Here is a 5193-nt window from a genome sequence, read left to right on the forward strand (position 1 = left end):
GACGGCGTCCACCACGCCGTCCTCGGCATCGCCCGCATGCACAATCTCGCCATCGCCGGATAGGCCAGCGGACCGCACCGCGACCGACCCTGCCCACCTCAAAGATCATTTACGGGACAACCCTTAGAGCTCGTAACAGGATCTTGTTGAGATGCCCTGGTCGGGCGTAACCGGTGTGATGATTCGGCCGTTCGTGAGTGTGTGAGCACTCGGCCGTGGATCGTGGACGACGACTTGTGGGCACTGATCGAGCCGCTGCTGCCGCCCTGGCCGACGAGGTCGCCAGGGCCGCGGCCGGTGGCAGACCGGTTGTGTCTGCAGGGCATCCTGTACGTCCTGCACAACGACATCGCCTGGCAACTCCTGCCACCTGAGCTGGGCTTCGGCTCCGGGCAGACCTGCTGGCGGCGCCTGGAGCGGTGGCAGCAGGCCGGAGTCTTCGACCAGCTGCACCGCATCCTGCTCGCCGAGCTGAACGCGGCCGGCCGGCTCGACTGGTCGAGGGCGTGCGTGGACGGCTCCCACATCCGCGCGAAAAAGGGGGAGCCGACACCGGTCCGTCGCCGGTCGACCGGCGGAAGACGGGCAGCAAACACCACTTGATCTGCGACGGACGCGGCACCCCGCTGAAAGTCATCACGACCGCAGCCAACGTCAACGACGTCACCCAGACCCTCGCCCTGGTCGACGGCATCCCACCGGTGGCAGGCCGACCCGGCCGACCCCGCCGACGCCCGGACGCCTTGCTCGGAGACAAGGGATACGACTCCAACCCCAACCGCGATGAACTGCGCAGACGCCGGATCTTGCCCGTCATCTCCCGCAAGGGCGCCCCGAACATCAAGGGCATGGGCAAACTCCGCTACGTCGTCGAGCAGACCTTCGCGCTCCTGCACCAGTTCAAACGACTCGCCGTCCGCTGGGAACGTCGCACCGAACTCCACAATGCGCTCGTCTCCCTCGCCTGCAGCCTCATCTGCTGGCGACGCCTCAACAAGCCCGACTCATGATCGTGTTACGAGCTCTTAGGGGTTCTGTCGTCGCCAGAGGAAGGCACTTTCTGCGTGAAGGATATCGGTTCGCGGCCCCGGCTTGTGGTGTCCACTGACGGATCGGGGGTGGTCGGGCACGCCGGAGCACGTTTGCTGGCGGACCTCGCCGAAGCGACCGGGCTGACGGCGGCGTATTCCACCGTGCTCCGGTTCCACCGTGCTCCGGCCGCTTTGGCCGCGCGGCACCGGCCATGACCCGGGCCGGATCGCCACCGATCTCGCAGTGATGCTCGCCGACGGCGGCGAGGCGATCGCGGATCTGGCCGTTCTGCGGGACCAGCGCGAGGTGTTCGGCCCGGTGGCCTCCACGCCGACGGCCTGGCGGCTGCTGGCCGCCGTCGACGCACGCATACTGGACCGCCTGCGGTCGGCCCGCGCCGCAGCCCGGGAGGTGGCCTGGCTGCAGGCCGCCGAGACCCGCACCGCGATACCCGCAGTGAAGGCCGGCGGACGCGAACTGCCCGGCCTGGTCCTGGACCTCGACGCCACGCTGGTCACCTGCCACTCCGAGAAAGACCAGGCCGCACCCACCTACAAAGGCGGCTTCGGGTTCCACCCGTTGCTGTGTTTCCTGGCCAACACCGGCGAGGCGATGTCCGGGCTGCTGCGGCCCGGCAACGCCGGAGCCAACACCGCCGCCGGTCACATCACCGTGCTCGACCAGGCCCTCGCGCAGACCCCCGACGCCCACCGGCACGGCACCGACATCCTGGTCCGCACCGACAGCGCGGGCAGCGCGAAGGCGTTCCTCACACATCTGTGCGCCTTGCGTGACAACGGCCTTCACCTGCGTTTCTCAGTCGGATACGCGGTCACCGCACCCGTCCGCCGCGCGATCCGCGCCCTGCCCCAACAGGTCTGGCATCCCGCCCTGGACGCCGACGGGACCCTGCGTGAGTCCGCCGAGGTCGCCGAGCTGACCGGCATGGTCGACCTGAACGGCTACCCGGCCGGCACCCGCATCATCGTGCGCCGCCAACGCCCGCACCCCGGCGCCCAGCTCTCCTTGTTCGACAGTGACGAGGGCCCGCGGCACCAGGTCTTCCTCACCGACACCCCGTACTCCGGCGGCGGCTCGGCCCAGTTCCTGGAGGTCCGCCACCGTGGACACGCCACCGTCGAGGACCACATCCGGTGCGGCAAGACCACCGGCTTCGGACGCTTCCCATCCCGCCTGTTCTCCGTCAACGCCGCCTGGCTCGAACTCAGCCTCGCCGCCATCGACCTTCCGGCCTGGACCCGCGTCCTGCTGCTGGACGGCGAACTCGCGGCTGCCGAACCCAAGAAACTCCGCTACCGGATCCTGCACGTCGCTGCCCGGATCACCCGCGGCGGCCGTCGCCTCCACCTGCGGAGCTCAGCAACCTGGCCCTGGCGACACAACTCGCCGCCGCCTTCCACCGCCTGGCCGCACTACCCCGCCCCGCCAACTGACCAGCCGCCCCGGCACCCCACGACACGAAAGACCCTTGGAGAACCCGACCAACGCGCCGGGTCCCCACCATGCCCACCGCCCGATACCACCTCGATCGACCCCACAGCGTCACCTCGTCACCCCAAGCGAAACAGCGAGGTTAGAGTCACCTTCGCGGCAAGGAGCCCGCCGGGCCGCTGGGCGATGGCCAGGGAAAGCGTACGACGCAGGCTCCGGGCGGAGACAGGCCCCTTCGGGATGGTGGGCAGCCCCATCGTTCGCGGCTAACCCGGCGGTGACCTCGATGCTGACGATCAGGGCGCGCAGGGCGACCGTATGGACGCGAGCATCGTCGTCGGCTCGTGGGCAGCCCGGCCGTGCCCGGCGGAGCGATAGGCGCCGTAGAAGGGCTCGAGGTGGAGCTGCTCGATCGCCTCGATCACGAACCAGGCGAGCTTGTCCTCGGGCAGCCAGTCGCGCAGGTCAGGGGGCTGCAGGGGGCAGCAGCGGTTGGTCTCGATCGCATGTGAGGATGTTCTGTGGCATGCCCCGACGGTCCAAAGCGGCCTGGACAGCAAAGGTTTGGGCGACAGCCTCCTTGAGATTCAGGTGCCAGAGTTGTCGACGAACCCCACGATATCGAGATATTCGATTTTAGGCGGGACGCCATAAATCCCCGTCACCTTGTCGACGAGCTCCTCCGTGAAGAAGGCGCGGCCTTTCTCCTCGTCATCCCACACGTAGAAGTTCCGTGCCTGAACGCCGTCTTCGTCGAGCATGAAGCTCTTGAAGCGAAGGCCGGCCATGCCTTCGAACGGTCCTCGGAGTTCGCCGGCAATCTTTGCGAGAGTTGAACGATCGAACTTGTCGGTCTGCGCGAAAGTCACGAGCACGCCGATCATCGGGCCTCCTATCGATCGAGTGATGCTAGCGGCGGATCCTAGTACACGCGGCCGGAAATTCTGGTCGTCAAGCCGCGAGTCGGAGGTGCGGCTCGCGGTCGGCGATGCGGGCCAGGAGCGCGTCGAGCTTTGCGTGCGTGAACGCCTGCTCGAACGGGCGGGCGATTTGGCGGTGCAAGGACACTGAGGTTGCTCCCGGGGAGTGGACACCGGGTTTCATGCGACGAGTGACAGCGTACGTGTCGTGATCAGTCGCTGTTCGAACTCTGCTGGTGTGAGGTAGCCGAGCGCGGAGTGGCGACGGCGCCGGTTGTAGTAGGAAAGCCAGCGGAACAGCTCGAACCGGGTCTGTGCCTTTGAGGTCCAGCGGCGTCCGTGGAGCAATTCGCGCTTGAGGCCCTGGAAGAACGACTCGGCGAGGGGGTTGTCGTAGCTCGAGCCGATCCGGCCCATGCTGCGGCGGATGCCGTGCCGGCGGCAGACGTCAGTGAAGGCGGCCGCGCTGTACTGGGCGCCCCTGTCGGTGTGGAAAACGACACCACGCACCCGGCCACCGCGGGTGGCCACGGCCATCTCGATCGCGTCGGTGACCAGCGAGGCGCGCATGTGGTCCGCGATCGACCAGCCCACCACCCGCCGCGAACAGATATCGATCACCGTGGCGAGATACAGCCACGCCGACCCGACGGCTATATAGGTGATGTCGCCGCACCACCTGGTGTTCAGGGCATCCGCGGTGAAGTCGCGCATCACCAGGTCCGGCACGGGCGGCACGGTCCTGTCCGCGATCGTCGTCCGCCTCCTCTTCCGCAAGTGCCGGCCGACGATGTCGTTGACCCTCATCAGCCGGGTCACGCGCTTGCGGTTGATCCTGCGCCCTCTCGCCCTCAGCTCGGCATGGACGCGCGGGGCGCCGTAGGCGCCGTGGTGCTCGTGGTGGATGGCGCGGATCTCGCTCACGGTCCGAGCCTCCTCGGCCCGTCGCTCGGCGCGGTCCTGCTCGGTGGCCAGATGCCGGTAGTAGCCGACGCGAGATGCCCCGAGCACCTGGCAGATCCGCTTGACGTCGAAATCGGCGCGGTTGTCGGAGATGAAGGCCCAGCGGCTGGGACTCACTTCACCTCCCGGGCGAAATAGGCGGCCGCCCGGCGAATGATCTCGCGCTCCAGCCGCCACTCCTGCTCAGCCTTGAGCAGCCGGGCGTTCTCCGCCCGCAGCCGGGCCAGCTCTACTGCCTCGATCGCACCGCCGCGGCCCTCGGGCACGGCCTGGGCCTCGGCCTTGCGGACCCACGTCCGCAGCGACTCCGCGGTGATACCGAGATCCGCGGCCACCGCAGCGTACGTCCGCTTGCCGGCCGCGGCGCGATACAGCGCAACCGCGTCCTTTCTGAACTCCTCCGGATACGGAGACTTACGCCCCACCTGGACATCCCTCCCTGAACCATCAAGAATCCATTGCCAGGGTGTCCACTCCGAAGGATCAGCCTCAGTGCCGATGTTCACCCAGCCGGTGTTCCGCCATGTCGTAGATCCCGTACGGAATCGCCTTCTGGGCCTGGCTGGGGAAGTCGTGCGTGTTGACCTTCACGGGCTGCTGGGCGGGCCGCCACTCGTGCCCGGCGTTCTTGTAGTCGCCGACCAGCTCCTTCTTCTTGGTGTCCACGCTGATCACCGGGTCACCAGCGTCCCTGTGATCTCGTGCCTGCTCGCTGAGATAGCGGAACTGGGCGTCCTGGACGGCCGGGTCACCACGTTCCCGGCCCCCCGGGACCGGACCGTCCTCGACGCTGCCCAACAGCTCCGCCCCGACCTGCCGTTCGCCT

General features: G+C 67.9%; 4 protein-coding genes and 2 pseudogenes. 2 read left to right on the forward strand and 4 right to left on the reverse strand.

Annotation, left to right across the window (positions count from 1 at the left end; translation table 11 throughout):
• Positions 1 to 201 precede the first annotated feature (201 nt).
• A protein-coding gene (locus AB0D48_RS36995) for an IS5 family transposase (protein ID WP_362407627.1) occupies positions 202 to 1010 on the forward strand; the annotation gives its coding sequence in 2 pieces (ribosomal slippage) (positions 202 to 519 and positions 522 to 1010; 807 coding nt in all).
• A 54-nt stretch (positions 1011 to 1064) separates the two neighbouring features.
• A pseudogene (locus tag AB0D48_RS37000) lies at positions 1065 to 2486 on the forward strand (IS1380 family transposase).
• A gap of 294 nt (positions 2487 to 2780) precedes the next feature.
• Here the strand turns inward: AB0D48_RS37000 and AB0D48_RS37005 are convergent.
• From AB0D48_RS37005 to AB0D48_RS37020, 4 genes and pseudogenes are all read right to left on the reverse strand, one after another.
• A complete protein-coding gene (locus tag AB0D48_RS37005) occupies positions 2781 to 3044 on the reverse strand; it encodes a hypothetical protein (RefSeq protein ID WP_362407629.1) in 264 nt (87 codons plus the stop codon).
• Between the two features lie 27 nt (positions 3045 to 3071).
• Positions 3072 to 3368, reverse strand: coding sequence for a hypothetical protein (locus AB0D48_RS37010; protein ID WP_362407632.1), 297 nt, complete (start codon positions 3366 to 3368; stop codon positions 3072 to 3074).
• A gap of 216 nt (positions 3369 to 3584) precedes the next feature.
• Positions 3585 to 4792 (reverse strand): IS3 family transposase gene (locus AB0D48_RS37015; protein ID WP_362407635.1). Its coding sequence is split into 2 segments (ribosomal slippage): positions 3585 to 4549 and positions 4549 to 4792, totalling 1209 coding nucleotides; the frame shifts between segments, so codons are not numbered across the junction.
• Positions 4793 to 4837: 45 nt separating this feature from the next.
• Positions 4838 to 5105 (reverse strand): annotated as a pseudogene (locus AB0D48_RS37020) (ISAzo13 family transposase); the annotation flags it as partial.
• Positions 5106 to 5193 lie beyond the last annotated feature (88 nt).

It is taken from the genome of Streptomyces sp. NPDC048269, assembly GCF_040652395.1.
In the GTDB taxonomy this organism is placed as follows: Bacteria; Actinomycetota; Actinomycetes; order Streptomycetales; family Streptomycetaceae; genus Streptomyces.